Annotated in this window: 25 protein-coding genes and 1 pseudogene; 14 read left to right on the forward strand and 12 right to left on the reverse strand. The window is 72.3% G+C overall.

What is annotated here, in order from left to right:
• Positions 1 to 36 precede the first annotated feature (36 nt).
• Positions 37 to 2,310: a 1,4-alpha-glucan branching protein GlgB gene (gene glgB, locus FLV34_RS10175; protein WP_147942966.1), complete on the forward strand. Its 2,274-nt coding sequence runs from the start codon at positions 37 to 39 to the stop codon at positions 2,308 to 2,310.
• A gap of 14 nt (positions 2,311 to 2,324) precedes the next feature.
• Here glgB and FLV34_RS40320 read toward each other — a convergent pair whose 3' ends face one another.
• Together FLV34_RS40320 and FLV34_RS10180 are read right to left on the reverse strand one after the other, a co-directional pair.
• Positions 2,325 to 2,489 carry a hypothetical protein gene (locus FLV34_RS40320; RefSeq protein ID WP_168065712.1) on the reverse strand — a complete coding sequence of 55 codons (165 nt, stop codon included), beginning with the start codon at positions 2,487 to 2,489 and terminating at the stop codon, positions 2,325 to 2,327.
• A 6-nt stretch (positions 2,490 to 2,495) separates the two neighbouring features.
• On the reverse strand, positions 2,496 to 3,479 hold the full coding sequence (locus FLV34_RS10180) for an NAD(P)-dependent alcohol dehydrogenase (RefSeq protein ID WP_147942967.1): 984 nt from the start codon (positions 3,477 to 3,479) through the stop codon (positions 2,496 to 2,498).
• Positions 3,480 to 3,640: 161 nt separating this feature from the next.
• On the opposite strand from FLV34_RS10180, the gene FLV34_RS10185 reads away from it, so the two are divergent.
• A complete protein-coding gene (locus FLV34_RS10185) occupies positions 3,641 to 4,327 on the forward strand; it encodes a DUF2306 domain-containing protein (protein WP_240971093.1) in 687 nt (228 codons plus the stop codon).
• A 19-nt stretch (positions 4,328 to 4,346) separates the two neighbouring features.
• On the opposite strand, the gene FLV34_RS10190 is transcribed toward FLV34_RS10185, so the two are convergent.
• Positions 4,347 to 5,810 carry an MFS transporter gene (locus FLV34_RS10190; RefSeq protein WP_261985725.1) on the reverse strand — a complete coding sequence of 488 codons (1,464 nt, stop codon included), beginning with the start codon at positions 5,808 to 5,810 and terminating at the stop codon, positions 4,347 to 4,349.
• 311 nt (positions 5,811 to 6,121) lie between these two features.
• On the opposite strand from FLV34_RS10190, the gene FLV34_RS10195 reads away from it, so the two are divergent.
• Positions 6,122 to 7,057, forward strand: a complete 936-nt coding sequence (locus FLV34_RS10195; RefSeq protein ID WP_147942968.1) for a LysR family transcriptional regulator — start codon at positions 6,122 to 6,124, stop codon at positions 7,055 to 7,057.
• A 28-nt stretch (positions 7,058 to 7,085) separates the two neighbouring features.
• Here FLV34_RS10195 and FLV34_RS10200 read toward each other — a convergent pair whose 3' ends face one another.
• The 3 genes from FLV34_RS10200 to FLV34_RS10210 form a co-directional block, all read right to left on the reverse strand.
• Positions 7,086 to 7,763, reverse strand: a complete 678-nt coding sequence (locus tag FLV34_RS10200; protein ID WP_142646206.1) for a response regulator transcription factor — start codon at positions 7,761 to 7,763, stop codon at positions 7,086 to 7,088.
• Entirely contained in the window at positions 7,760 to 8,899 is a 1,140-nt protein-coding gene (locus FLV34_RS10205; protein WP_147942969.1) for a sensor histidine kinase, read from the reverse strand. Before FLV34_RS10205 ends, FLV34_RS10200 begins: the two co-directional genes overlap by 4 nt.
• Before the next feature lie 189 nt (positions 8,900 to 9,088).
• Entirely contained in the window at positions 9,089 to 10,030 is a 942-nt protein-coding gene (locus FLV34_RS10210; RefSeq protein ID WP_030506152.1) for a chlorophyllase, read from the reverse strand.
• 209 nt (positions 10,031 to 10,239) lie between these two features.
• On the opposite strand from FLV34_RS10210, the gene FLV34_RS10215 reads away from it, so the two are divergent.
• The 3 genes from FLV34_RS10215 to sppA all read left to right on the forward strand — a co-directional run bounded on the left by FLV34_RS10215 (position 10,240) and on the right by sppA (position 14,234).
• Positions 10,240 to 10,620: a MerR family transcriptional regulator gene (locus tag FLV34_RS10215; RefSeq protein ID WP_147942970.1), complete on the forward strand. Its 381-nt coding sequence runs from the start codon at positions 10,240 to 10,242 to the stop codon at positions 10,618 to 10,620.
• 168 nt (positions 10,621 to 10,788) lie between these two features.
• A complete protein-coding gene (locus FLV34_RS10220) occupies positions 10,789 to 12,441 on the forward strand; it encodes a glycosyl hydrolase family 18 protein (RefSeq protein ID WP_147942971.1) in 1,653 nt (550 codons plus the stop codon).
• Between the two features lie 101 nt (positions 12,442 to 12,542).
• Positions 12,543 to 14,234 (forward strand): signal peptide peptidase SppA, encoded by a 1,692-nt coding sequence (gene sppA / locus FLV34_RS10225; protein ID WP_147942972.1) that lies wholly within the window; start codon positions 12,543 to 12,545, stop codon positions 14,232 to 14,234.
• On the opposite strand, the gene FLV34_RS10230 is transcribed toward sppA, so the two are convergent.
• Positions 14,227 to 14,718 (reverse strand): flavin reductase family protein, encoded by a 492-nt coding sequence (locus FLV34_RS10230; RefSeq protein ID WP_260617155.1) that lies wholly within the window; start codon positions 14,716 to 14,718, stop codon positions 14,227 to 14,229. The genes sppA and FLV34_RS10230 overlap by 8 nt on opposite strands.
• Before the next feature lie 206 nt (positions 14,719 to 14,924).
• Between FLV34_RS10230 and FLV34_RS10235 the strand changes: the two genes are divergently transcribed.
• From FLV34_RS10235 to iolD, 5 genes and pseudogenes are all read left to right on the forward strand, one after another.
• The gene (locus FLV34_RS10235; protein ID WP_142646213.1) at positions 14,925 to 15,668 is read left to right on the forward strand and encodes a GntR family transcriptional regulator; all 744 of its coding nucleotides are present in this window, start codon (positions 14,925 to 14,927) and stop codon (positions 15,666 to 15,668) included.
• Positions 15,669 to 15,686: 18 nt separating this feature from the next.
• A pseudogene (locus tag FLV34_RS10240) lies at positions 15,687 to 15,881 on the forward strand (PfkB family carbohydrate kinase); the annotation flags it as partial.
• A 99-nt stretch (positions 15,882 to 15,980) separates the two neighbouring features.
• Positions 15,981 to 16,112: a hypothetical protein gene (locus tag FLV34_RS42295; protein WP_260617156.1), complete on the forward strand. Its 132-nt coding sequence runs from the start codon at positions 15,981 to 15,983 to the stop codon at positions 16,110 to 16,112.
• Positions 16,109 to 16,921, forward strand: coding sequence for a 5-deoxy-glucuronate isomerase (gene iolB / locus FLV34_RS10245; protein WP_142646214.1), 813 nt, complete (start codon positions 16,109 to 16,111; stop codon positions 16,919 to 16,921). Before FLV34_RS42295 ends, iolB begins: the two co-directional genes overlap by 4 nt.
• Positions 16,918 to 18,780 (forward strand): 3D-(3,5/4)-trihydroxycyclohexane-1,2-dione acylhydrolase (decyclizing), encoded by a 1,863-nt coding sequence (gene iolD, locus FLV34_RS10250; protein ID WP_147942973.1) that lies wholly within the window; start codon positions 16,918 to 16,920, stop codon positions 18,778 to 18,780. The genes iolB and iolD overlap by 4 nt, the downstream gene beginning before the upstream one ends.
• 117 nt (positions 18,781 to 18,897) lie before the next feature.
• On the opposite strand, the gene FLV34_RS10255 is transcribed toward iolD, so the two are convergent.
• Positions 18,898 to 19,533: a YbhB/YbcL family Raf kinase inhibitor-like protein gene (locus FLV34_RS10255; RefSeq protein ID WP_187280592.1), complete on the reverse strand. Its 636-nt coding sequence runs from the start codon at positions 19,531 to 19,533 to the stop codon at positions 18,898 to 18,900.
• 132 nt (positions 19,534 to 19,665) lie between these two features.
• On the opposite strand from FLV34_RS10255, the gene FLV34_RS10260 reads away from it, so the two are divergent.
• The 3 genes from FLV34_RS10260 to FLV34_RS10270 all read left to right on the forward strand — a co-directional run bounded on the left by FLV34_RS10260 (position 19,666) and on the right by FLV34_RS10270 (position 21,307).
• Positions 19,666 to 20,502, forward strand: a complete 837-nt coding sequence (locus FLV34_RS10260; protein ID WP_142646220.1) for a helix-turn-helix transcriptional regulator — start codon at positions 19,666 to 19,668, stop codon at positions 20,500 to 20,502.
• Between the two features lie 111 nt (positions 20,503 to 20,613).
• The gene (locus FLV34_RS10265; RefSeq protein ID WP_147942974.1) at positions 20,614 to 20,886 is read left to right on the forward strand and encodes a type II toxin-antitoxin system ParD family antitoxin; all 273 of its coding nucleotides are present in this window, start codon (positions 20,614 to 20,616) and stop codon (positions 20,884 to 20,886) included.
• Entirely contained in the window at positions 20,879 to 21,307 is a 429-nt protein-coding gene (locus FLV34_RS10270) for a hypothetical protein (protein WP_142646224.1), read from the forward strand. The genes FLV34_RS10265 and FLV34_RS10270 overlap by 8 nt, the downstream gene beginning before the upstream one ends.
• 329 nt (positions 21,308 to 21,636) lie before the next feature.
• Here FLV34_RS10270 and FLV34_RS10275 read toward each other — a convergent pair whose 3' ends face one another.
• The 4 genes from FLV34_RS10275 to FLV34_RS10290 are packed head-to-tail and all read right to left on the reverse strand — an operon-like array spanning position 21,637 to position 24,994.
• A complete protein-coding gene (locus FLV34_RS10275) occupies positions 21,637 to 22,557 on the reverse strand; it encodes an ABC transporter substrate-binding protein (RefSeq protein ID WP_142646226.1) in 921 nt (306 codons plus the stop codon).
• Between the two features lie 39 nt (positions 22,558 to 22,596).
• On the reverse strand, positions 22,597 to 23,259 hold the full coding sequence (locus FLV34_RS10280) for an ABC transporter permease (protein WP_142646228.1): 663 nt from the start codon (positions 23,257 to 23,259) through the stop codon (positions 22,597 to 22,599).
• Positions 23,256 to 23,930 carry an ABC transporter permease gene (locus tag FLV34_RS10285; protein WP_142646230.1) on the reverse strand — a complete coding sequence of 225 codons (675 nt, stop codon included), beginning with the start codon at positions 23,928 to 23,930 and terminating at the stop codon, positions 23,256 to 23,258. The genes FLV34_RS10280 and FLV34_RS10285 overlap by 4 nt, the downstream gene beginning before the upstream one ends.
• On the reverse strand, positions 23,927 to 24,994 hold the full coding sequence (locus FLV34_RS10290; protein ID WP_147942975.1) for an ABC transporter ATP-binding protein: 1,068 nt from the start codon (positions 24,992 to 24,994) through the stop codon (positions 23,927 to 23,929). Before FLV34_RS10290 ends, FLV34_RS10285 begins: the two co-directional genes overlap by 4 nt.
• Between the last annotated feature and the right edge of the window lie 254 nt (positions 24,995 to 25,248).

Below are 25,248 nucleotides of genomic sequence, written 5' to 3' on the forward strand. Positions count from 1 at the left end.
TGTTCGGAGGGATATATCTAGGGCAGGTTGGGCGACATGGACTTGGACCGGCTGGCCGGGGGCGCGCATCACGACCCCCACTCGATCTTGGGGGCCCATCCCGGGCCCGACGGCGTCACGATCAGGGCCCTGCGCCCCTTCGCGGAGAAGGTCGAGGTGCTGGCCGACGGATCGGCGCACACGATGAGCCATCGCGCGTTCGGGGTGTTCGAGGTGACGCTGCCCGGCGTCGACAAGGTCCCCGACTATCGCCTGCGCATCACCTATCCCGACGCTCCGCCGTACGAGACGGACGACCCCTACCGGCACTGGCCGACGCTGGGCGAGCTCGACCTGCACCTGATCAGCGAGGGACGGCACGAGCGGCTGTGGGAGGTGCTCGGGGCGCGCGTGATGCGTCACGAGGACGTCGACGGGACGGCCTTCTCGGTCTGGGCGCCGAACGCGCAGGGCGTGCGGGTGATCGGCGACTTCAACCACTGGAACGGCGCCGCCCACCCCATGCGCTCGCTCGGCCGGTCGGGCGTGTGGGAGCTGTTCCTCCCCGAGATCGGCGAGGGCACGCGCTACAAGTTCCAGATTCTCGGCCTCGACGGCATCTGGCGGGAGAAGGCCGACCCGATGGCCCGCCGCACCGAGGTGCCCCCGGCGACGGCCAGCATCGTCGAGAGCTCCGCGTACGAGTGGCGCGACGAGGAGTGGATGACCGCCCGGCCGTCGCACGACGCCCTCACCGAGCCGATGAGCATCTACGAGGTGCACCTGGGCTCCTGGCGCCCCGGCCTGTCCTACCGCGACCTCGCCCGCGAGCTGGTCGAGTATGTCAAGGACATGGAATTCACCCACGTGGAGTTCCTGCCGGTCGCCGAGCACCCGTTCGGCGGCTCGTGGGGATACCAGGTGACCTCCTACTACGCCCCGACCTCGCGGTTCGGCTCCCCCGACGACTTCCGCCACCTCGTCGACGAGCTGCACCGGGCCGGCATCGGCGTGATCGTCGACTGGGTGCCCGCGCACTTCCCGATGGACGAATGGGCGCTGGCCCGCTTCGACGGCACCCCGCTCTACGAGCACGCCGACCCCGCCCGCGGCACCCACCCCGACTGGGGCACGTACGTCTTCGACTTCGGCCGCAACGAGGTGCGCAACTTCCTCGTGGCCAACGCGCTCTACTGGCTCAAGGAGTTCCACGTCGACGGCCTGCGGGTGGACGCCGTGGCCTCGATGCTCTACCTCGACTACTCGCGGCGCGAGGGCGAGTGGACGCCCAACGTGTACGGCGGCAGGGAGAACCTCGACGCGATCGAGTTCCTCAAGGAGATGAACTCCGTCGTCTACCGCGAGGAGCCGGGAATCATGACGATCGCGGAGGAGTCGACCGCCTGGCCCGGCGTGTCGCGGCCCGTCCACCTCGGCGGGCTCGGCTTCGGCTTCAAGTGGAACATGGGCTGGATGCACGACTCGCTCAGCTACATGTCCCGCGAGCCGATCTATCGGCAGTATCACCACCACCAGATGACGTTCTCCCTCATGTACGCCTTCTCGGAGAACTTCGTGCTGCCGCTGTCGCACGACGAGGTCGTCCACCTCAAGGGGTCGCTGCTGGGCAAGATGCCGGGCGACGAGTGGCAGCGCTTCGCCAACCTCCGCGCGTTGTTCGGCTTCATGTGGGCCCACCCCGGCAAGCAGCTGCTGTTCATGGGCGGCGAGTTCGGCCAGGGCGCCGAGTGGTCGGAGGCCAACGGCCTCGACTGGTGGGTGCTCGACTTCGACTACCACCAGGGCGTACGCCGCCTGGTGAAGGATCTCAACCACCTCTACCGGGAGTCGCCCGCGCTGTACACGCGCGACCACACCCACGAGGGCTTCCGCTGGATCGACGCCGACGACGCCTCGGGCAACGTGCTGTCGTTCCTGCGCTACGGCGCGGACGGCTCGGTGCTGGCCTGCGTCGCCAACTTCTCCGGCGCCCCGCACGAGGACTACCACCTCGGCCTGCCCACTCCCGGGCGGTGGGAGGAGATCCTCAACACCGACGCGTACGAGTACGCCGGGAGCGGCGTCGGCAACATGGGCTCGGTCGAGTCGGTCGAGACGCCGTGGCACGGGCTGCCCTGCTCGACCCGGCTGCGCGTGCCGCCGCTCGGCGTGGTGTGGCTGCGCCCGGTGGAGAGCCCGACGGCCGTGAGCCCGGAGATGGACGCGCGCGCGGAGACGACCGGGAAGGCGGACACCGGGAAGGCGGACACCGGGAAGGCCGGCGCGGAGGAGGCGGACTCCGAGCCCGGGGGCGCGGTCGCCGGGTCCTGAGCCCCGCCGGCGGCTTACGGCTCTTTCAGCAGCGCCTCCTTGGCCGCGGCGGCGAGCCATCTCTCCGCGCGTTCGAAGTCCCAGCCGCGTTCGCCGACGAGCAGGAACCAGGAGCGCTGCCCCAGGTAGAACTGCCGCCGCTCGGCGTCGTCCGACCGCGGCCGTGGAGAGCCCCGCAAGGCCGGTCAGATCGTGACGACGACCTTTCCGGCGGCGTGGCCCCGCTCCACGTACGCGACGGCCGTGGGGAGCTCGCCGAACGCGTAGGTGCGGCCGATGACGGGGGTGACGTCGCCGTCCTCGACGAGGTCGGTCAGCCGCATCAGGTCGCCCCGGGCCTTCTCGCCGTACGCCACCTGGGCGGTGACCACACGCTGGGACACGAACGGCGACGCCGCGAGCGTCCCCATGATGTGACGGACCGGCTGCAGCCACCGCCCGGCAGGCCCGCCGACGACGACGTGCGTCCCCCGGGGCTTCAGCACCCGCGCGCAGGCCGGCAGCGCGCGGGTGCCCGCGATGTCGATCAGCAGGTCGTGACGCCGTCCGCGCCGGGTGAAGTCCTCCTTCGTGTAGTCGACGACCTCATCCGCGCCGATCGACCGCACCAGGTCCGCGTTGCGCCCGCTGCACACCGCGGTGACCTCGGCGCCGAACGCCTTCGCGAGCTGCACCGCGAAGGTGCCCACGCCGCCCGAGGCGCCGTTGACGAGGACCTCGTGCCCCGCCTGGACGCGTCCCAGGTCGAGCGCTATCAGCGCGGTGACGGCCGCCATCGGCACCGCGGCCGCCTGCTCGAACGACAGGTTCCCCGGCTTGCGGGCCAGCGCGCCCTCCGGCACGCACACATACTCGGCGAAGCCGCCCTGCGTGAGCAGCGCGAACACCCCGTCGCCCGGACGGAACGCGGTGACGCCGGCGCCGACCGCCTCGACCTCTCCCGCCACGTCGGCGCCCAGGATGCCGATGCGCGGCCTGCGCGGGCCGACCGTGCCGCCCATCAGGCGCGCGACGTACGGCTCGCCTCTCATGTGGTGCCAGTCGTACGGCTGGACGGAGGTGGCGCGCACCCGCACCAGCACCTCACCGGGGCCGGGCGCGGGCGTGTCCACGTCGGTGAGCTCCAGGACGTCGGGCGGACCGTACGAGCGGATGACGTACGCCTTCATCGCATTCTCCTCGTCACCTCGGCGGTGGGAGGGCCAGCGTAAGAAGCGCCGCATGCGGGGCGTATCGGCCGAAAGTACGCCCGATCGGCAGCCGATCGGGTGGCGCGAGTCCGGCCGTTCCGCCGATGAAACGCCGCCCCCGCGCGAACGACGATCGCCCCATGACCGAATCCATGGAACGCCCCGCGCTCGGCAGCTTGCCGGGCCGGAACCGCAGGGCGGGACGGCTCGTGCCCGCCGCGCTGATCGCGCTCAGCGCCGTCCCGGTGATCGCCGGCTCCACCCGGCTGGGGCAACTGGCCGGGGGCGGGCCGATCACCCACGACAGCGTCCGCTATTTCGCGACGCCCGCGCCCGTCGTCGCGCACATCGTCTCCGTCACGCTCTTCAGCATCCTGGGGGCGCTCCAGTTCGCCCATGGACTGCGCCGCCGCAGGCCCGCCTGGCACCGCACCGCCGGGCGGCTCGTGGTGCCGTCCGGGCTCGTCAGCGCGGTCTCGGGGCTGTGGATGACGCTGTTCTATCCCCCGTTGCAGAACGACAGCGCCCTGCTCGTCGGCCTGCGGCTGGTGTTCGGCACCCTCATGATCGTGTCTCTCGTCCTCGGCTTCGCGGCGATCCGGCGGCGGGACGTCACCCGGCACCGGGCCTGGATGACGCGGGGCTACGCGATCGGCATGGGCGCGGGCACCCAGTTGCTGACCGTCGGTCCCTGGGTGGCGCTGGCCGGCGAGCCCGGCCCGCTCCCCCGGGCGCTGCTCATGGGCGCCGGCTGGGTGATCAACCTCGCCGTCGCGGAGTGGGCCGTACGCAGAGGCTCCCGGCTCCCGTACCGGAGGGTGAGGTAGGCGGCCCGTGTCCCCGCCGTCAGGCGCGGCTCGGCGCGGGCCCCGGCTCGGGCTCGCGCTCGCGCTCGGGCTCGGCGTGGGGCTCGGGCTCGGCGTGGGGCTCGGGCTCGGTGTGGGGCTCGGGCTCGGTGTGGGGCTCGGGAGGGGGTTCGGCCGTGGAGTCGGCCGTGGAGTCGGCCGTGGAGTCGGCCGTGGAGTCGGCTGTGGAGTCGGCAGGGTGCTCGGCGGGAAGTTCGGCAGGCAGTTCGGCAGCGTGCTCGGGAGTCGTCGCGGCGCGGCGGGGAAGCAGCAGCGGGGTCGCCAGCAGGAGCACACCCGCCAGGCCGATGGCCGTACGCGGGCCGAGCAGGCCGCCCAGCACACCCCAGACGGCCGTCAGCAGCGCGATCGACGCCTTGGTGGTCACCGTCCAGGCGGACAGCATGCGGGCGATCCGGCCGGGCGCGGTGCGTTCGAGGCGATAGGTGGCGCAGACGGGATTGAAGACCCCGCAGCAGAAGACGAGCCCGAGTTCGAGGCCCATCACCAGCAGCATCCCTCCGGTGCCCGGCCCCACGAAGGCCAGGCCCACGAGCCAGAGCGCGCGCAGCGCCCCGCTCGCGACCAGCACCCGGTGCTGCCCGAACCGGGTGACGAGCGGCCGGGCCAGCCGCGAGCCGAGCAGCCCGCCGATCGAGGGCGCGGCGAACGCGAGGCCGTACTGCCACGGCGCGAACCCGAGCCGGCCGAGCATCAGGACGGCCAGCAGCGCATCGGCGGCCATCACCAGGCCGTTGAACACGGCGGCGTTGAAGAACAGCGGACGCAGCGTCGCGTCGGCCAGGATGTAGCGCCAGCCGTCGAGCAGGTCCCCGATGCGCATGCGAGCGGCCTGCCTGCGCTCGGGGCGCCGCTCCCCGCCGCCCGTCGCACGGATGCCCAGAGCCGAGAGCAGGTAGCTGACCGCGTCGGCCACCACCGTCGCCACCGGGCCGAGGAGCCCGATCAGGGCGCCGCCCAGCGGCGGTCCGATGATCGCGCTCGTCCAGGCCGTGGACTCGAACCGGGCGTTGGCGACGAGCAGGTGCCCGGCCGGCACCAGCGTCTTCAGGTACGCCCCGGAGGCGGCGCGGAAGGTGATGTCGGCCGCCGCGACGACGACCGAGACCAGCAGGAGCTGGACGAAGGACAGCACGCCCAGCGCGTACGCGGCGGGGATCGTCAGCAGCGCCGCGCACCGCACCAGGTCCGTCCCGATCAGCACCGGCCGCTTGCGGCGGAACTCCACCCACGGGCCGAGCGGCACCGCCACGGCCGCGCCCACCGCGGCCCCCACGGCGGACAGCGCCGCGACCTCCGCCGGCCCGGAGTGCAGCACCTGGACCGCGATCAGCGGGAACGCGCCGAAGGCGAGCCACGTGCCGAGCGCGCTGGTGCCGTACGCCGCCCAGAGCCACCCGAACCGCCGCCCCAGCCGGTGCCCCGGCCGGTGTCCGTTCCGCAATGTCCGACGTCCCCTCGTCACTCGCCCGCACAACCCGATCCCGTACAACCCGATCCCGTACGACCGATGCCGCACAACCGATTCGCGATCGGCAGCATCAAAGCGAGCCCGATGACCAGGGATCAAACAACCGCTAGGCCCTTCCATGACAACCACCGGTTGTACGCCCAGGGAGCACCGGACGAACGCCGCCCGTCGCGAGGGCGACGGAGCGAAGAGACTCCGCCCGGGCCCCGCACAGCAGGGCACAAGCAGGACGCAGCAGGACGCAGCCGGGCCATGGTGTGCCGGCCACGACCTAAGGTGTCCGGATGGACCTCGACGCCGTCCGGACCTTCGTCGCCGTCGCCGACGCGGGGCAGTTCCAGGAGGCCGCCGCCGATCTGGCGGTGACCCAGCAGGCCGTCTCCAAGCGCATCGCGGCGCTGGAGCGCGACCTCGGCGTGCGGCTCTTCCTCCGCAGGCCGCGCGGCGCCGAGCTCACCATCGACGGGCAGGCGTTCCTGCCCCACGCCCGCGAGCTGCTGCGCGCCGCCGAGCGGGCCGTCGCCTCGGTGCGCGCCGGCAGCCGTGCGCTGCGCGTCGACGTGCTCAACTCGCGCGGCGCGGCGTCGAGCCTCATGCGCGGCTTCCACCGCGCGCACCCCGAGATCGAGCTCGACGTGGTGATGCTGTTCGACATCGACAGGGCCGTCGCCGCCATCCGGTCCGGCGCGATCGACGCGTCCTTCCGCGCCGTCGCCGAGCCCGGCCGGCCGCTGCCCGATGACATCGAGGCCGTACGGGTGACCGACGAGGCGCTCCAGCTCGTCACCGGCCCCGCCCACGCGCTGGCGGGCGCCCGGTCGGTGACGCTCGCCCAGCTCGCCGGGCACCGGATCTGGATGCCCGGCATCGTCCCCGGCACCGAGTGGGCCGCCTACTACGACGACCTCTACGCCGAGTTCGGCCTCACCATCGAGGCGACCGGTCCCAACTTCGGCTCCGACGCGCTCCTCGACACCATCGCCGACACCCCGTCCCTGGCCACGTTCATGGGCGCGCAGACCCGCCTCGTCTGGCCCGCCGGATACGACCTGCGCCGCATCCCGGTGACCGACCCCACTCCCGTCTATCCGCACGCGCTCCTGTGGCGCCGCGACAACCCCCACCCCGCGCTGGCGACCCTCCGCGCCCACCTCGCCGCCGCCACGGCCGGGCAGGACGCGGCCGGGACCTGGACACCCCGGTGGGCGATCCCCCGCTGAACGCCGCGACTCCCCGCCGGGGTCCCGGTCAGCTTCCGGCGCGGCCGGTCTCGTACGCCCAGATGGCGATCTCCACCCGGTTGCGGGCGCCCAGCTTCGCCATCAGGCTGGCGACGTGCGTCTTGACCGTGCTGAGCGAGATGTGCAGCTCGGCGGAGATCTCGCCGTTGGTCCGGCCACGCGCCACGGCGGCGAGGATCTCCTCCTCCCGATAGGTGAGCGCCTCGACAGGCTGCGCGGGCGACGCGGCGGGACCGGTGCGGGCGAACGCCCCGAGCAGCCGCGCGGTGACGCTCGGGGCGATGAGCGCGTCGCCTCCGGCGGCGGCGTGCACGGCCTGCGCGAGCATGTCGGCACCGGCGTTCTTCAGCAGGAACCCCCGGGCCCCCGCCCGCAGCGCCGCGTAGACGTACTCGTCGAGGTCGAACGTGGTGATCACGACGACGGCGAGCGGATCGGCGACGTCAGGACCGGCGAGCGACCGGGTCGCCTCGATGCCGTCGGTGCCGGGCATGCGGATGTCGAACAGGCACACGTCGGGCCGCAGGCGCCGGGCCAGCTCGACGGCCCGGCGACCATCGGCTGCGGTGCCGACGACCTCGATGCCCGGCTGGGCGTCGAGGATCATCGAGAGCCCGGTGCGGACGATCTCCTGGTCGTCGGCGATCAGCACGCGGACGCCGTGCCCATCGGCTCGCTCGCTCATGTGGCCCCGGCCCGGGGAAGCACCGCGGTCACCGCCCACCCCCGATCGCGGTCCGGGCCGGCCACGCACGTGCCGCCGAGCAGGTTCGCGCGCTCGCTCATGCCGATGAGCCCGTATCCCGGCGGCGCGGCCGGGCGCGTGGCGCCCCCGTCGCCGTCGTCGCGCACGCACAGGCGCACCGCCGTCTCGTCCGCCGCGACGCGCACCTCGACCCGGGTGGCGCGGCGCGCGTGCCGTACGGCGTTGGTCACCGCCTCCTGGGCGATGCGGTAGACCGCGGACTCGACCGACGGCGACAGACCGTCGAGGTCTCCCGTTATCTCCACCTCGACCGCCGGATGGTGGGAGCCGCCCCGGCCGGCGAGCCGTTCGATCTCGGCGATGCGCGGGCCGGGGGTCAGCTCCGCCGGACGGTCGCGGCGCAGGACGCGGACGATGGCGCGCATCTCGTCGAGGGCCCGGGCCGCCTCGGCCTCGATCACGCGGAGGGCCTCGGCCGCGGCGTCCGGCCGTGACGCCGCCGTGGCGAGCCCGGCCTGTGCGCGGATGGCCATCGCGGAGACGTGGTGCGCGACGGTGTCGTGCAGGTCGCGGGCGAGCTGCTCGCGCATCAGCAGCTTGACCTGGTCGAGCTCGCGCATCCTCGCCCCGGCCCGATAGCGGAACGCGCCGCCCAGGCTGGTGGTCGCGAGCATGACGGCGAACGGCCCGACCGCGTCGGGCAGCGCGGCGTGGTCGGCGAGCACGGACAGTCCGGCGGCGGTGAGCATGATCCCCAGGCCGGCCACGATCTCCCTGCCCGACCCCCATCGGACCACCGCGTACGGCAGGAGCAGCATGTATCCCAGCGTGTACGTATCGAGCGTCGTGCCGGTCGCGATGATCGGGATCACCCCGGTGACGACGAAGCAGATCGCGAGCATCGCCAGCGGCCGGGTGCGCCGCCACAGCAGGGTGGGCGCCAGTCCGGCGGTCACGGCCACCGCGAACAGCCGCCAGGGAAGGTCCGGCCGCAGCACCCCTTCGAGCACCGCGAGCGGCAGGAGCCCCCCGACGAGCGCCCAGTCCCGCCACACGCGTACGGGTGGATCGGGGGGACGGGGCTCGGACCACACGGAGCGGACGAAGCCGTGCACCGAATCATGGTACGAGAGCCGGCGTCCGCCGCGCCGCCCCCGTGTGGAGACTGTCCTGTCGCCCGGCCGGCTCGACTGGCCTGATCTCGCTCGGGCAGCCGTTCTCACGGCTTTGCCCGCCCGCCCCTCGGCACCGAGCCCGGCTTCCGCTCCGCAGGTGGGTGTGGAAGCCGGGTTCGGCGCGGGTGGTTACTTCGATTCCAGTCGTCCCAGCGGGTGGGAGTCACCGGCGAGGGCGGCCTGCGCCCTTTCCCAGTCGGCGTGGTCGATGCCCGTGACGTGGCGCAGGTAGGCGAGGGTGACCTGCTGGACGAGGGCGACTCGGCCGGGATCTTCGTCGGTGGTCTCCGCCGCCTCGTAGCCGGAGATGCCGCCGAGGGAGTGCCGGCCGCCGTAGACCGTCAGCAGGCTCTTGCCGCCCCGGCTGAGGGTGTAGGGGTCGGTCGTCCAGGACGGTCCCCGGGTGGAGAGCGGAAGCTCGTCCTTGTCGCCGGCGACGACGAGTCCGGGCGCGGTGATATGGGAGAAGTCCTGGTCGCGCAGCCAGGGAGCGCTCTCGTGGGCGAAGGGGGTCAGTTCGTCGCCGCCCTTGCCGGCTGTGGCCAGCTGGATGCTGGCCATGACCCGGGAGTCGGACATGTCCTGCGCGGTTCCGGTCCTGGGGTCCGTGACGCGCAGACCCACGAGGATACCCGCGGTCTGGCCGCCGAAGGAGTGTCCGGCCGCGACGATTCGACTGCGGTCCACCCGGCCGGCCAGGCCGGGCACGGATGCCTCCAGGGTGTCGAGTTCGTCGAGGATCTGCTTCATGTCCTGCACGCGGTAGCGCCACACGTCGGGCTTGCGGGGATCGTCCGCGGCGATGTCGAGGCGCCTGGAGTCGAGGTGAGTGGCCTGGATCACCACGAAGCCGTGGGAGGCCCAGTGGTCGACCAGAGGGGCGTAGCCGTCCAGGTTCGAGCCGAATCCATGTGCGAACAGCACGATCGGCAGCTCAGTGCCGACGACCGGTGCGGAGACGCGTACGTGCAGGTCCTCGCCGCGCCGCGGCGCGGGCAGCACGACCGGTTTCACCGATACGGTCGGGGTGGACGCGGGGCCGGTGAGGCCGGTCGTCTTGTACGTGGTCATGCGTGTGCTTCTTTCAGGTGTCGTGCGGATGGGTGAGGTCGGGCTGTCTTCTCGTGGAGGACGCGTTCGAGGCGCCCCTCTCGCTCACGCCCTTGTGCGCCGGGAGGCCGGCCAGGAGAAGGTCCCCCGCGGAGGCGCACGGCGGTTACGCTAAAAGCTGACGTTGACGTCAGAGGCAAGTCACGTGATGGATGTCACCAGGAGACGAGATGCGCGTCGGAGAGCTCGCAGCCCGGACCGGCGTCAGCGTCCGGGCCCTGCGTTACTACGAGGAGCAGAATCTGCTCAGCGCCGAGCGCAGCCCCAGCGGCCAGCGCCACTATCCCGAGAGCGCGGTCGACCGGGTCCGGCTGATCCAGCAGTTGTATGCCGCCGGGCTGTCCAGCAAGACAATCGTCGAGCTCATGCCGTGCGTCATCGACGGCCGCGCCACTCCCGCCCTGCTCAAGCGGCTGGCGGCGGAGCGCGAGCATGTCGACCGGCGCATCACCGATCTCATGCACGCCCGGGACCGGCTCGACTCCGTCATCACCGCCGCCGGCAACAACATGGTCACCGGCGCTTCTTGCAGGCAGGAGACCACCGCCTAGCCCGGCCAGGGCGGGCCGGATTTCCCCCAAGACGGCGCTCCGACCTTAGCGGAGGCTTAAACGACCCTTAGCGGCGAACGAGGGCGTTGACCCCCTCCCTGTCTGCGCTTACTCTCCTAACTAATAGGAAACTTTCCTGTCCTTTACCCCCCAAGAGCAGGAGCTCCGGTGCGAAAGATCCTCCTCGGCTCCCTGATCGCGGGCGCGGCGTTACTCGCGCCGCTCGCGCTCGGGACCGCGACCGCCGCCACCCCCGCCACCGCCACGTACTCCGTCGACTCCGACTGGGGCACCGGCTTCCAGGGCAAGTTCACCGTGAAGGCCGGGTCGGACGCCCTGCCGAGCTGGACCGTCGAGATCGACATGCCCTCGGGCGCGTCGATCAGCTCGGCCTGGGACACCACCATGACCAAGAGCGGCAACCACTACACGTTCAAGAACCCCTCCTGGAGCGGCGGCCTCGCGGCGGGCGCGACGGCGACCTTCGGCTTCATCGGAGCGCCCGGCGGCTCGACCCCGCTGAACTGCACGCTGAACGGCGCGCCCTGCACCGGCGGGCCCACCAGCTCCCCCTCGGCCAGCCCGAGCAAGAGCCCGAGCCCCAGCCCGTCCGCCTCGCCCTCGGCCTCGCCGTCCGCGTCCCCCTCGGCGTCGCCCTCCGCATCGCCCTCGGCGAGCCCGAGCACGCCTCCGCCGCCCGGCGGCAGGAAGGTGCTGGGCTACTTCGCCGACTGGGGCGTCTACGCCCGGCAGTACTTCGTGAAGAACATCGTGAGCAGCGGCTCGGCCGCCAAGCTCACCCACATCAACTACGCCTTCGGCAACGTGACCAACGGCCAGTGCGCGATCGGCGACTCCTACGCCGACTACGACATGGCCTACACCGCGGCCAACAGCGTGGACGCCAAGGCCGACACCTGGGACAACCCCAACGCGCTGCGCGGCGCGTTCAACCAGTTGCGCAAGCTCAAGGCGATGTATCCGAACATCAAGGTCCTCTACTCCTTCGGCGGGTGGAGCTGGTCGGGCGGCTTCGGGCAGGCGGCGGCCAACCCCACCGCGTTCGCGAACTCCTGCTACAACCTGCTGAAGGACCCGCGCTGGGCCGACGTGTTCGACGGCATCGACATCGACTGGGAGTACCCGAACGCCTGCGGCCTGAGCTGTGACTCCAGCGGTGCGGCGGCGTTCAAGAACCTGATGGCGGCCCTGCGGGCCAAGTTCGGCTCCAGCTACCTCGTCACCGCCGCGATCACCGCGGACGGCACGAACGGCGGCAAGATCGACGCGGCCGACTACGGCGGCGCGGCGCAGTACGTCGACTGGTACAACGTGATGACCTACGACTACTTCGGCGCCTTCGCCCCACAGGGCCCGACGGCGCCCCACTCGCCGCTCACGTCCTACTCCGGCATCCCCACCGCAGGGTTCTACTCCGACGCGGCCATCCAGAAGCTCAAGAGCAAGGGCGTGCCGGCGAGCAAGCTCCTGCTGGGCATCGGTTTCTACGGCCGCGGCTGGACCGGCGTCACCCAGGCCGCGCCCGGCGGCAGCGCCACCGGCGCCGCGCCCGGCACGTACGAGGCGGGCATCGAGGACTACAAGGTCCTCAAGAACACCTGCCCGGCCACCGGCACGGTCGCCGGCACCGCCTACGCCAAGTGCGGCTCGAACTGGTGGAGCTACGACACCCCCGCCACGATCGGCGGCAAGATGACCTACGCCAAGAACCAGGGTCTCGGCGGAGCGTTCTTCTGGGAGTTCAGCGGCGACACCTCCAACGGTGAGCTGATCACCGCGATGTCCAACGGATTGAAGTAACCGAAGTAAGCGCCTCGCACCGTCATGGGCCCTCGCGCGTCTCGCGCGGGGGCCCTGATCATCCGGCCACCCCGGCGAAACCTTCGCTTATGGTGGCATTTATGGACGCGACGAGGACGATCGTAGAAACGGTCGGCAAGCTGCGGCAGCGCCGTACCGCGCCGCTCGTGCTGGAACTGGACCTGACCGAGGGTTTGTCGGAAGGCCCGCCCTCCGACCCCGTCACCGCCCTGCTGTCCATGCGCAAGGCGCGCCTCACCGAGGTGCTGTCGGGCCTGCGCCGCGCCCGCAAGGACCCCCGCGTCACCGCGCTGATCGTCAAGATCGGCGGCAACCCCCTCGGCCTCGGCATGGTGCAGGAGCTGCGTACGGCCGTGGTGAAGCTGCGCGCCGCGGGCAAGCGCACCGTCGCGTTCGCCGAGACGTTCGGCGAGTTCGGCGCGGGCACCGTCCCCTACTACCTGGCCAGCGCCTTCGAGCGGGTCTACCTCCAGCCCTCCGGCGACGTGGGTCTGACCGGCGTGGCGCTGGAGCAGCGGTTCCTCCGCGACGCGCTCGCCAAGGCCGGGGTGGAGTATCAGCTCGGCCAGCGGCACGAGTACAAGACCGCGGCCAACACCTTCACCCAGAACCACATGACCGACGCCCACCGCGAGTCGACGGGGCGCATCGCCGAGTCGGTCACCGAGCAGATCGTCGCGGGCATCGCCGAGGGACGCGGCCTCGACCCCAAGCGGGTGCGCGAGCTGATCGACCAGGGCCCGTTCATCGGGTCGGAGGCCGTCGAGGCCGGGCTCGTGGACGAGCTGAAGTATCGCGACGAGGTCTACGCCGAGACCGTCGACGAGGGCGCGCACCTGCTCTACGTGTCGCGGTACGCCAAGAGCGCGCTGTCGGGCAGGCTCCCCCACCCCGGGGCGGCCACGGTCGCCCTGGTCCACGGCACCGGCATGATCCGTCTCGGCCGCAGCGGCCGCTCGCCGCTGGGCGGCGGGGGCGCCATGGGCTCCGACACCATCTGCGCCGCCCTGCGCTCGGCCCGCCGGGACGAGAAGGTCAAGGCCATCGTGTTCCGCGTGGACAGCCCCGGCGGATCGTACGTCGCCTCCGACGCGATCTGGCGGGAGGTCGTGCTGGCGCGCCAGGCGGGCAAGCCGGTCATCGTGTCGATGGGCGACCTCGCGGCCTCCGGCGGCTACTTCGTGTCGATGGCCGCCGACGTGATCGTGGCCCAGCCGGGCACGCTGACCGGCTCGATCGGGGTGTTCGGCGGCAAGCCCGTGGTCGGGGAGCTGCTCGGCAAGCTCGGCGTGGTGACCGAGTCGGTGACCGAGGGCGCCAACGCCGGGATGTTCTCGCCGTCCACCGCGTTCTCCGACGAGCAGTGGCAGCGGGTGAACGCCTGGCTCGACCGCATCTACGACGACTTCGTGGGCAAGGTGGCGCAGGGCCGTGGCCTGAGCAAGGAGCGGGCGCACGAGCTGGCCAGGGGCCGGGTGTGGACCGGCGCCGACGCCAGGACGGCCGGTCTCGCCGACGAGCTCGGCGGTCTGGAGGACGCCCTCGCCCTGGCCCGCCGCCGGGCCGGGCTGCCCGGCGACGCACCCGTACGGACCTATCCCCGCATGCACCCCCTGGAGCGGCTGCGCCCGCCGGAGTCGAGCGAGGACAGGTCGGCCGCGCTCGCCCGGGTGCGCCTGGAGGCGTGGGGGCCGCTGGCGCGGATGGCCGGGCAGCTCGGTCTCCCGGCGTACGGCCCGCTGGTGCTGCCGGGCTGGTGGACGATCAGGTGATCGCGCGGTAGCGGGAGCGCAGCCGTACGAGCGGGGCCCTGGACGCGTCGACGTAGTCGACGCCGAGGACCTCGCCGATGAACAGCGTGTGATCGCCGGCCGGGACGACCCGGGCCGTCTCGGCCTCGATCGCCGCCACCCCCTGCTCCACGACGAGCGCCTCGCTGTGCGGGCCGCGATGGTGGGCGACCCCGGCCAGCAGGAGCCGGGCGCCCGGCCGTCCGGCCGTGGCGAACCTGGAGGCGATCGTCTGCTGGCCGTCCGCGAGGACGCTCGCGGCCCAGCGGTCCCTGCGCAGCAGCACCTCGGCGAGATATCCGGCCGAATCGAGGCTGATCAGCACGAGCGGCGGGTCGAGCGACACCGACATCAGGGTCGCGACCGTCGTGCCCAGGTCGTCGCGGTCGTCCTTGACCGTCACGACGGCCACGCCCGCGGCCACCTGCGCCATGGCCTCGGTGAACAGTCCCTGTGCAGGTCCCACGCCCCGGCTCCTTCCCCTCCGGCGTGCGACTGTGCCACCGGGGACCGGGACGCGCAACCGAGCTCCCGGCTGTGCACGGGTCCCGGCCTTCGGCGCCAGCGAGCGCCCGCGTCCGGGCGACGCCCTGCGGAAAAGGCCGGAATCCCCCTCCTTACCAGGCCCGAGGGCATTGGTCCGGACATTCTGATGTCAGCTACCGTCGAATCGTGACCGTCACCCGATTGGACATCGACATCGACCGGTCGAGTCCCGTGCCCCTCTATTTCCAGGTGGCCGAGCGGATCTCCGAGGCCATCAAGGCCGGCACGCTGCCCCCCGGCTCCCGGCTGGACAACGAGATCCAGCTCGCCGAGCGGCTCGGTCTGTCCCGCCCCACCATCCGCCAGGCGATCCAGTTCCTCGTCGACAAGGGCCTGGTCGTCCGCAAGCGCGGCGTCGGCACCCAGGTCGTGCACGGCCAGGTGAAGCGCTCGGTCGAGCTGACCAGCCTGTACGACGACCTGCGCAGGGCCGGGCAGAAGCCCGAGACCCGGGTGTCGTCCCTCGAAACCGTGCCTGCCGGGGAGGAGGCCGCCGCGGCGCTGGGCGTCGAGCCGGGCGCCGAGGTGCTGCGGCTGGAACGGATCAGGTTCGCCATGGGAGAGCCGCTCGCCCTGCTGCACAACTGGCTGCCGGTCGGGCTGGCCCCGCTGTCCGCCGAGTCGCTGCAGGAGCGCGGGCTCTACGAGTTGCTGCGCCAGACCGGCATCCGGATGCGGGTGGCGCACCAGCGCATCGGCGCCCGCGCCGCCACCGCATCGGAGGCGCGGCTGCTGGAGGAGCGGCGCGGCTGCCCGCTGCTCACGATGGTCCGCACGACGTACGACGACCAGGGCCGTGCGGTCGAGCACGGCTCGCACGTGTACCGCGCCTCGCACTATTCCCTTGAGGTCACCCTCGTCGAGCGCTGAATCACCCTTTCCTCATCCATGGGGCGGGTCGGGGCGGACCTCTATCCCCTGCAGGTCGGGGTCTCCCTGCGGCAGGTGACGTCCTTCGGCGAATACCTGGGCGGCAGCCCGGCCAACGTGGCCGCGGCCGCCGCCCGCCTGGGCCGCCGCAGCGCCGTGATCACTCGCACCGGCGCCGACCCGTTCGGCGAGTTCGTGCACGACGCGCTGCGCGAATGTCGAGACCGTCATGACGCGGGGTTCCGCGCGGGGACTGCCCCCGCACCCGGGGAACGTCCCTGATGGAGGGGCAGGAAAGGGGGGACGCCGGGCATGCGTGAGGAGGACCGCCGCCGCCTGCTGGACGACCGGGCCTGGCACCCGGAGCGGGCGCTGCTCTGCCCACCGGACGACGACGTCGCCGCGGCCGTGGACGCCGCGGTCGCCCTGCTGGAGGCCACATGACCCACGTTCCGTACGGCACGGCCGCCTCCGGCCCCTGGGACGTCGAGATCACCCCCGAGGCCGCGGGCTGGACGTACGCCGGGCTGCGGGTCGTGAACCTGACGGACCGGCCGGTGGAGCTGTCGACGGGTGAGGAGGAGATGCTCGTCCTGCCGCTGGCGGGCGCGTGCGAGGTCGTCGCCGACGGCCTGCGGCTGTCGCTCACCGGACGCCCCTCGGTGTTCTCCGGGCCGACCGACTTCGCGTACCTGCCGATCGACACGCGGGTCACCGTCACCGGCAGGGGCAGGATCGCGTTTCCGGCCGCCCGGGCCACCCGCCGCCTGCCCGTCAGGTATGGCCCGGCCGAGGCCGTGCCGGTCGAGATCCGGGGCGCGGGGCAGGCGACCCGGCAGGTGAACAACTTCTGCTCCCCCGAGGCGTTCGGCTGCGACAAGCTCGTGGCGGTCGAGGTGATCACGCCGGGCGGCAACTGGTCGTCCTATCCGCCCCACAAGCACGACACGGCGTCGGAGCACGAGTCCGTGCTCGAGGAGATCTACTACTTCGAGGGCGGCCCCGGCTACCAGCGGGTCTACGGCACCCACGAGACGCTGGCCGAGGTGTCGGCGGGCGACGTCGTGCTCGTGCCGCACGGCTATCACGGCCCGTCGATGGCCGCACCCGGCTACGACCTCTACTACCTGAACGTCCTGGCCGGCCCGGCGGACAAGCGGTCGATGGCCTTCTCCGACGACCCGAGGCACGCGTGGATCCGCGGCACGTGGGCCGGTCAGCCCGTCGATCCCCGGCTGGGAGGTGTCTCATGACGGACACGACGAGGCTCACGGTCGCGCAGGCGCTGGTGCGGTTCCTCGCGCGGCAATGGACCGAGCGCGACGGCGTCGAGCACCGGCTGATCGCCGGGTGCTTCGGCATCTTCGGGCACGGCAACGTCGCGGGCGTCGGGCAGGCCCTGGCCGAGCAGGGCGCGGGCACGCGCGACCCGCTGCCCTATTACCTGGCCCGCAACGAGCAGGCGATGGTGCACACGGCCGCCGGTTATGCCCGGCAGTCCGGCCGGCTGTCCACGCTCGCCTGCACCGGCTCGATCGGGCCGGGCGCGACCAACATGGTCACCGGGGCCGCGCTGGCCACGATCAACCGGCTGCCGGTGCTGCTGCTGCCCGGCGACCTGTTCGCCACCCGGGCCGCCACACCCGTGCTGCAGGAGCTGGAGGACCCCCGGTCGTACGACGTCAGCGTCAACGACTGCCTCAGGCCCGTCAGCCGCTTCTGGGACCGGATCAACCGGCCCGAGCAGCTTCCGGCGGCCCTGATGGGAGCCATGCGGGTGCTCACCGACCCCGCCGAGACCGGCGCGGTGACGCTGGCGCTGCCGCAGGACGTGCAGGCCGAGGCGTACGACTGGCCCGAGGAGCTGTTCGCCCGCAGGGTGTGGCACGTGGCCCGGCCGGTCCCCGAGCCCGCCGCCCTGGCCAGGGCCGTCGCGCTGCTGCGCGGCTCGCGCCGCCCGCTGATCATCGCCGGGGGCGGGGTCGGGTACAGCGACGCCTGCGCCGAGCTGGCCCGCTTCGCCGAACGCCACGGCGTGCCGGTGGCCGAGACCCAGGCCGGCAAGGGCGCGCTGCCGTACGACCATCCGTGCGCGGTGGGCGCGATCGGGCACACCGGCACCCGCGCGGCCGACACCCTGGCCCGTGAGGCCGACCTGGTCATCGGGATCGGCACCCGCTACAGCGACTTCACCACCGCCTCGCGGACGCTGTTCCGGCGGGCCCGGTTCCTCAACGTCAACGTGGCGGCGTTCGACGCGGCCAAGCACGCGGCCGAGATGCTCGTCGCCGACGCGCGGGAGGCTCTGACGGCGCTCGACGCGGCCTTCGGCGACGTGGACTGGCGGGCCGACCCCGGCTGGACGGCCCGCGCGGCCGAGCTGGCCGCCGCCTGGCAGGCGGAGATCGACCGGTTCCGCAGCGGCACCGAGCTGACCCAGCCGGTCGTGCTCGGCGTGCTGAACGAGGTCGCCGCGGGCGGGGTGGTGGTCAACGCCGCAGGGTCGATGCCGGGCGACCTGCACCGGCTCTGGCGGGCCTCCGACCCCGGGCAGTATCACGTCGAATACGGCTACTCCTGCATGGGCTACGAGATCGCCGGGGGCCTTGGGGTGAAGCTCGCCGCCCCCGAGCGCGAGGTTTTCGTGCTCGTCGGCGACGGGTCCTACCTGATGATGGCCCAGGAGATCGCCACCGCCGTGCAGGAGGGCGTCAAGCTCGTCATCGTCCTGGTGGACAACCAGGGCTTCGCCTCGATCGGCGCGCTGAGCGAGTCGGTCGGCGCGCTCCGGCTCGGCACCGCCTATCGCAGGCGCGGCCCCGGCGGCCTGCTCGACGGGGAGCGGCTGCCGGTGGACCTCGCCGCCAACGCGGCCAGCCTCGGCGCCGACGTGCTGACGGCCACCGACCCACAGACCCTGCGGGCCGCGCTCGCCAAGGCGGTCGCCTCCCCCCGTACGACCGTGGTCTACGTCGAGACGGTCCCCGGCCCCGCACCTGCCGCCGAGGCGTGGTGGGACGTGCCGGTGGCCGAGGTGTCCGGGCTCCCCGAGGCGCGCGCCGCGCGCGAACGCTACGAGGAGGCCAAGCGCGACCAGCGGCCCTACCTCTGAGGACCCGGGTGTCTCTGCGGGCCCGGGTGTCTCTGCGGGCTGGGCGCTCGGCGATCCCGGACGCCCCGAGACGCCCCGAGACGCCCCGAGACGCCGTGAACGGAGCCGAGGCCGTTCTCAGCGCTTGGCGGTCGCGGTGATGCGGGCGTAGCCGATGACGTGGGAGGACAGGGCGAAGGAGGCCAGGGCGGGGGTGGCGTTCCGCGGGACTTCCGCGTCGGCCACGTCCAGCGCCAGGACGGTCACCTCGTAGCGGTGCGGGCGGTCGCCCGCGGGCGGGCACGGGCCCAGGTAGCCCCTCTCGCCGGTGTCGTTGGCCCCGGCGGCGACGCCCTTGGGGATCGACGTGGCGGAGGCCGGAATGCCGCGGACCGCCCAATGCCAGAAGCCGCTGCCGGTCGGAGCGTCCCGGTCGAACATGGTCACCGCGAAGCTCTTGGTCCCGGCCGGGGCGCCTGACCATCTCAGCCGGGGAGCGACGTTTTTGCCGGTGCAGCCGAAGCCGTCGGAGAATGCCTTGGCCGGGAACGTGCCGGCGGCCAGGTCCGGGCTTTCCACATGGAACCTGGCGACGTGGGCGGGGACGCCGGCGCGCACCTTGTGGTAGCCGAAGACGGGCGTCCCGGTGGGGGCCGCCGAGGCGGTCTGGGTGCCGGCGGCCGCTGTGGTGGCCGCTGTGGTGGCCGCTGTGGTGGCCACGGTGACGGCCACGGTGACGGCGGCGACGGCCAGGGCGGTGAACGTGCGCTTCATGACTGCTCTCCTCAACGTGTCGGGATGTGCTCGTCACCCTTCCGCCCCGGCTCGGCGCGTGACCAGGCGCTCGGGAGCCTGGTATCCGGCGTACCTCCCTGGGGACACGCCCCTTCTGCCACGCTTGTCGGCATGCGACGTGACGAACTGGGCGCGTTCCTGCGGGCGGCCAGGGAACGGCTGACCCCTCAGGAGGCCGGGCTGCCCGTCCGTGGGCGACGGCGCACACCGGGGCTGCGCCGCCAGGAGGTGGCCGAGCTCGCCGCGGTCAGCGTGGAGTGGTACATCCGGCTGGAGCAGGGCCGCGTCGGCATGCCCGGATCCGCCGTGCTGGACGCCGTCGCCACCGCGCTGCGGCTCAGCCCTGCCGAGCGGAGGCATCTCTACCTGGTCGCGCGGGGCGAGGCGCCGCCGCCGGAGTACGTTCCCGCCCCGCTCTCGCCGTCGCTGCGCGCGCTGCTGGACGGCATGCCGTTGCTGCCCGCGTACGTCATGGACTTCCGCTTCGACATCCTGGCCTGCAACAACGCCGCCAAGGCGCTGTTCGGTGACGAGTTCGGGGCCGGGCGGCTGGGCAACACCGCCCGCATCCTGTTCTGCGAACCGGACCTGCGGGAGGGGCAGCTCGACTGGGAACGTTTCGCCCGCGAGACCGTGGGCAATCTGCGCGCCAACCGCACCCGCCACCCCGGCGACCCGGTGCTGGCCAGGCTCGTGGCCGATCTGCGTGCCGAGAGCCCGCAGTTCGCCGCCTGGTGGGCCGACCAGCACGTCGAGGAACGCTCCCGCGGCACCAAACGCATCCTGCGCCACGACGTCGGCCTGATGACTCTGGCCTATGACACGTTCCACGCGGTCGACAGCTCCGACCAGCGCCTGTTCGTCCTCACCCCGGCCGACCAGGCCACCGAGAACGCCCTGCGCACCCTCGTCACTGCCCGCTCCGCCGCTCTGACCGCCATCGCCTGACCACCACCGCCTGACCACCAGCGCCCGACCACCAGCGCCCGACCGGGGCAGCGGAACCCGCCGTGGCGGGAATGGCGGGCGACCGGCCCGGGGTCATCGTATGGTTATCGCATGACGACGAGGGCTGTCAGCGTGACGATCGAGGAGCACCTGCTCGAGTACGCCAACGCGGAGGTCGCCGCCGGGCGGGCCCGGTCGGTGTCGGCGGTGATCAACGCCGCGTTGGCGCGGCGGGCCGAGGCGGACCGCGAGGCCGACGCCGCGGTGCGCGCCGCCGCCCAGGCGGTGCGGTCGGACCCCGCCGCGTCGGCCAAGGTGGCCCGGATGACCGCCCACGTGCTCGCGCAGCGGGAGCGGCACCTGGCACAGGCAGCCGATGAGTGAGCGCGGCTTCGTCCTGGACACCACCGTGGTGTCGGAGGTCGCCCGCGGGGACATGCCGCTGATCACATTGCTGCTGGAGCTGGACCAGCAGGGCCTGCGCCTGACGGTGCCCGCACTGGTCGTCGCCGCCGTGGCCGCGGAGATGGGCGGCAGCGACAAGACGGGGTTCCTGCCGGCGGTGCGCGGAATCGCCCGCCTCGACCACGGGGCGTACGGCCCGCTGGGCGACTTCGACGACGCGCTCGAACTCGGGCAGGCAGCCGCGCGGCTGACCGGCGACGGCAGGCCGTCGTGGGAGGACGCGCACACGGTGATGCTCGCCCGGCTGGAGGGGGCCGACATCCTCACACTGGACGCGGGCCGGTGGGCAGGGCTCGACCTGGACGGCGTGCAGGTGACGGAGATCTCCGACCCCGATTGACGCGCTCCCCGGCCCGAAGGCCGGAGCACTGTGGACGAAACCGGTAGCCGGGGCGAAGGCAGGCGGCCGGGTCAGGCGTGACCCCCACTGTGACAGGTCGTTACTGCCGGACGGTGACCTGGCTCGGCACGGCCGACAGTGGCCTGGCTCGGCACAGCCGACGGTGGCCTGGCTCGGCAAAGCCGGCCGACACCACCGGCACCGGCACCGGCACCGGCCAGTGGAGACCGCGCCGGGCCGAGCGCCGTCGGGGTGCGGACAGACGAACGCCTCCCGGCGGGGAGCATGAGCATGCTCCGGCCGGGAGGCGTTCGGCTACGTGGCCGCCGTCAGACCAGGCCGTTCTGGGTGAGCCAGTCCTTGGCCACCACGGGCGGGTCGTCCTTGTCGACGGCGATGCGCTTCATCAGGGTGACCAGCGTCTCGGTGTCCAGCTTGGCGGAGACCGCGTTCAGCGTGGAGGTCACGGTGTCGTTGACCCCGGCCTTGTAGACGAGGGGCGTCACGTTCTCGGAGCCGAAGGCGTTCTTGTTGTCCTGCAGCGGCACGAGGTCGTTCAGCACGATCTTGGGGTCGGTGGTGAACACGTTGCCCACCTGGACCGTGCCGCTCTTGATCGCGTCAGCGGTGGTGTCGCCGGTGGGCTTCCACTGCTTGAACTCCAGGCCGTAGACGTTCTTGAAGTTCTCCTCCTGACGCTGCTTGAACTCCGGCGGCCCGCCGACCACGAAGTCCTTCGCCACCTTGGCGAGGTCTTCGATGGTGGTGAGCTGGTATTTGTCGGCCGTGGCCTTGGTGACCGTGAGCGAGTTGTTGTCCTCGGCCGCCGCCGGCTCCAGGATCTCCAGCTCCGGGGGCAGCTTGGCCTTCAGGCCCGCGAGGATCTCGTCCTTGGTCCTGGCCGTGCTCGACTTGTCGACGAAGGCCAGCAGCGACCCGGCGTACTCGGGCAGCACGGTCAGGCCGCCGCTCTTGACCTGGTCGTAGACGACCTCGCGGCTGCCGATGTTGGGCTTCTCCTCGACCGTGACCCCCTTGGCCTGGAGGGCCTGGGCGTACATCGAGGCGAGCAGGACGCTCTCGGGGAAGTTGAACGAGCCGACGACGACCTTCGTGGCGGCGGCGTCGCCCGAGCCCGACTCCGACGGGGCGGCGGACGCGGTCGTGGAGAGCGGGTCGGAGCTCCCGCAGGCCGATAACGTGAGCGCCGCGGTCAGAGCGACCGCCGCGACGCCGAAGATACGCCTCATAACAGAAAATCCCTTCATTATAGGGGGATAAAATCGAGATTAGCGGACCTGGCGGACACCGGGCGAGACGATCACCCGGTCGAGCAGGACGAAGGCGAACTGGACGGCCAGGGCGAGCGCGGCCACCAGGACCGCTCCCCCGACCACGTCCGCGTAGGTCTTGGTCGCCAGGCCGTCGATGATGAACCGGCCGAGACCACCCAGCCCGACGAACGCCGCCACGGTGGCGGTCGAGACGACCTGGATGGCGGCGAGGCGCAGGCCCAGCAGGATGAGCGGCAGCGCGACCGGGGTCAGCGTGCGGAACAGCACCTGACGCCCGCGCAGGCCCATGCCGTACGCCGCGTCGCGCAGGTCGGCGTCCACCCCCCGCACGCCCTCGTAGGTGTTCACCAGGATGGGCGGCACCGCCAGCACGACCAGCGGGATCAGCACCGGCAGGACGGTCCCCACGCCCGCCAGCAGCACCACGAGCACGAGCAGGCCGAGCGTCGGCAGCGCCCGGGCGGCGTTCGCCGCGACCACGACGAGCAGCGCGCCGCGGCCCGTGTGGCCGATGAGCATGCCGAGCGGCACGGCGATCAGCGCCGCGATGAGGAAGGCCGCGGCCGAGAACTCCAGGTGTTCGAGCAGCCGGACCGGGATGCCGTCCGGGCCCGACCAGTGCCCCGCGTCGCCGAAGAAGTCGGCCAGCCAGTTCACGCCGTCCTCCTCGCCCGGGACCAGGGAGTCAGCAGCCGCTGGGCGAGCACGAGCAGCCCGTCGGCGAGCACGGCGAGCAGGACGATGAGCGCGATCCCGACCACGATCGGCGTGTAGAACTGCCGCTGCCAGCCGTCGATGAACAGGTTGCCCAGCCCGCCCTGGCCGATGAGCGCGCCCACGCTGACCAGGCTGATGCTGGACACGGTCGCGACCCGCAGCCCGGCCAGCACCACCGGCGCCGCGACCGGCAGCTCGACCCGCAGCAGCCGGCGCGCGGGCCGGAACCCCATCGCCACCGCCGACTGCCGTACGGAGTCGGGCACCGAGGCCAGGCCGTCCACCACGGCGGGGATCAGCACCGCGAGCGCGAAGAACGTCAGCGGGATGACGACGGTCGACCGGGTGAGCCCGGTGATCGACAGGAAGATCGAGAACAGGACGAGGGACGGCAGCGAGTAGGTGACGTTCATCAGCGCGGCGGTCGGCTGGTAGAGCCAGCGCCAGCGTACGCAGGCCAGGCCCAGCGGCAGCGCCACGACCAGCCCGAACAGCACGGGCAGGAAGGCCATGACGACGTGGTTCTCCAGCAGGGCGCTGATCGCGGTGGGGCCGCCGTTGTCCCAGTTGCGCGCGATCCAGTCCCAGCGGACCAGGGGCTCGTCGGTCACGTGGGCGCCCCCTCGGAGGCGCCGCCGCTCGAAGCTCCGGGTGCGGGGCCTGAGGCGGGCGGCGCGTACTCGGCGAGCAGTTCGTCGATCGCGTCCCGGCCGGCCACGCCGCGCACGCGGCCCTCCTCGTCCACGGCGATCGCGGTGCCGTTGGGGGACAGCAGCGCCGCGTCGAGCGCCGCGCGCAGCGAGTCGGTCTCCGGGTTGAAAGTTCCGTGGGCGGCGAGCCCCTCCGCGGTACGCCAGCCGAGCGGCCTGCCGTCCTCGTCGGTCACCAGATCGGGCGGCGCCGGGCGGAGGCGCACCTCCTTGGCCGAGATGAACGACAGCCGCCGGATGCCGCGGTCGCGGCCGAGGAACTCGCGGACGAAGTCGTCGGCGGGCTCGGTGAGCAGCGTGGCCGGGCCGGCCATCTGGGCCAGCCGCCCGCCGACGCGCATGACGGCCACCGTGTCGCCGAGCTTGACCGCCTCGTCGATGTCGTGGGTGACGAACACGATCGTCTTGCGCAGCTCCGACTGCAGCCGCAGCAGCTCGTCCTGGAGACTGGCCCGCACGATCGGGTCGACGGCGCTGAACGGCTCGTCCATGAGCAGCACCGGAGGATCGGCCGCGAGCGCCCGGGCCACGCCGACGCGCTGCTGCTGCCCGCCCGAGAGCTGGAAGGGATAGCGGCCGGCCAGGCCGGGATCGAGCCCGACCAGGTCGAGCAGCTCCATCGCGCGGGCGCGCGCCTTCTTCTTGTTCCAGCCCAGCAGGTACGGCACCGTCGCGACGTTGTCCACGATCTTGCGGTGCGGGAACAGGCCGGCCTGCTGGATCACGTACCCGATGCCGCGCCGGAGCGTCGGCGGGTCGATCTCGCGCACGTCCTGACCATCCAGGGTGATGCGGCCGGAGGTGGCGTCGATCATGCGATTGATCATCCGCAGCGACGTGGTCTTGCCACAGCCGGACGGGCCCACGAAGACGGTGATCGCACCGGTGGGCACCTCCAGGCTGAGCTCGTCCACGGCCACCGTCCCATCCCGGTAGCGCTTGGTGACGTCTTCGAACGTGATCACGCCATCTCGCCCTTCGAAAGAGTGTGCGATCAACCCAACACCGGGAGGCCCCCTCGCTCTTCCCTCCGAACCCCTCGGATATCCCACGCGCCCCGATCCGGACACAACACCCGCCGGTCAGCCTACGGCGGGATCACCCGAAATCCGGGCCTAGATATCTATCAATAGGGCATCTCATGATGCGTGACGCGGTGATGTGTTGGCATGATTACTCTCACGCCTCTCCCGTCCCTCCGCCGCGTCCCTCAGAACGG

Origin of the sequence: Microbispora sp. CSR-4 (assembly GCF_008033685.1) — a bacterium.
Lineage (GTDB): Bacteria > Actinomycetota > Actinomycetes > Streptosporangiales > Streptosporangiaceae > Microbispora.

Excerpts from the sequence above, each read along its gene's own strand:
- glgB (WP_147942966.1), top strand. The coding sequence starts at position 37 with ATGGACTTGGACCGGCTGGCCGGGGGCGCGCATCACGACCCCCACTCG.
- FLV34_RS10180 (WP_147942967.1), bottom strand. The coding sequence starts at position 3,479 with ATGAAGGCGTACGTCATCCGCTCGTACGGTCCGCCCGACGTCCTGGAG.
- FLV34_RS10185 (WP_240971093.1), top strand. The coding sequence starts at position 3,641 with ATGACCGAATCCATGGAACGCCCCGCGCTCGGCAGCTTGCCGGGCCGG.
- FLV34_RS10195 (WP_147942968.1), top strand. The coding sequence starts at position 6,122 with ATGGACCTCGACGCCGTCCGGACCTTCGTCGCCGTCGCCGACGCGGGG.
- FLV34_RS10200 (WP_142646206.1), bottom strand. The coding sequence starts at position 7,763 with ATGAGCGAGCGAGCCGATGGGCACGGCGTCCGCGTGCTGATCGCCGAC.
- FLV34_RS10210 (WP_030506152.1), bottom strand. The coding sequence starts at position 10,030 with ATGACCACGTACAAGACGACCGGCCTCACCGGCCCCGCGTCCACCCCG.
- FLV34_RS10215 (WP_147942970.1), top strand. The coding sequence starts at position 10,240 with ATGCGCGTCGGAGAGCTCGCAGCCCGGACCGGCGTCAGCGTCCGGGCC.
- sppA (WP_147942972.1), top strand. The coding sequence starts at position 12,543 with ATGGACGCGACGAGGACGATCGTAGAAACGGTCGGCAAGCTGCGGCAG.
- FLV34_RS42295 (WP_260617156.1), top strand. The coding sequence starts at position 15,981 with ATGCGTGAGGAGGACCGCCGCCGCCTGCTGGACGACCGGGCCTGGCAC.
- iolB (WP_142646214.1), top strand. The coding sequence starts at position 16,109 with ATGACCCACGTTCCGTACGGCACGGCCGCCTCCGGCCCCTGGGACGTC.
- iolD (WP_147942973.1), top strand. The coding sequence starts at position 16,918 with ATGACGGACACGACGAGGCTCACGGTCGCGCAGGCGCTGGTGCGGTTC.
- FLV34_RS10255 (WP_187280592.1), bottom strand. The coding sequence starts at position 19,533 with ATGAAGCGCACGTTCACCGCCCTGGCCGTCGCCGCCGTCACCGTGGCC.
- FLV34_RS10260 (WP_142646220.1), top strand. The coding sequence starts at position 19,666 with ATGCGACGTGACGAACTGGGCGCGTTCCTGCGGGCGGCCAGGGAACGG.
- FLV34_RS10265 (WP_147942974.1), top strand. The coding sequence starts at position 20,614 with ATGACGACGAGGGCTGTCAGCGTGACGATCGAGGAGCACCTGCTCGAG.
- FLV34_RS10270 (WP_142646224.1), top strand. The coding sequence starts at position 20,879 with ATGAGTGAGCGCGGCTTCGTCCTGGACACCACCGTGGTGTCGGAGGTC.
- FLV34_RS10275 (WP_142646226.1), bottom strand. The coding sequence starts at position 22,557 with ATGAGGCGTATCTTCGGCGTCGCGGCGGTCGCTCTGACCGCGGCGCTC.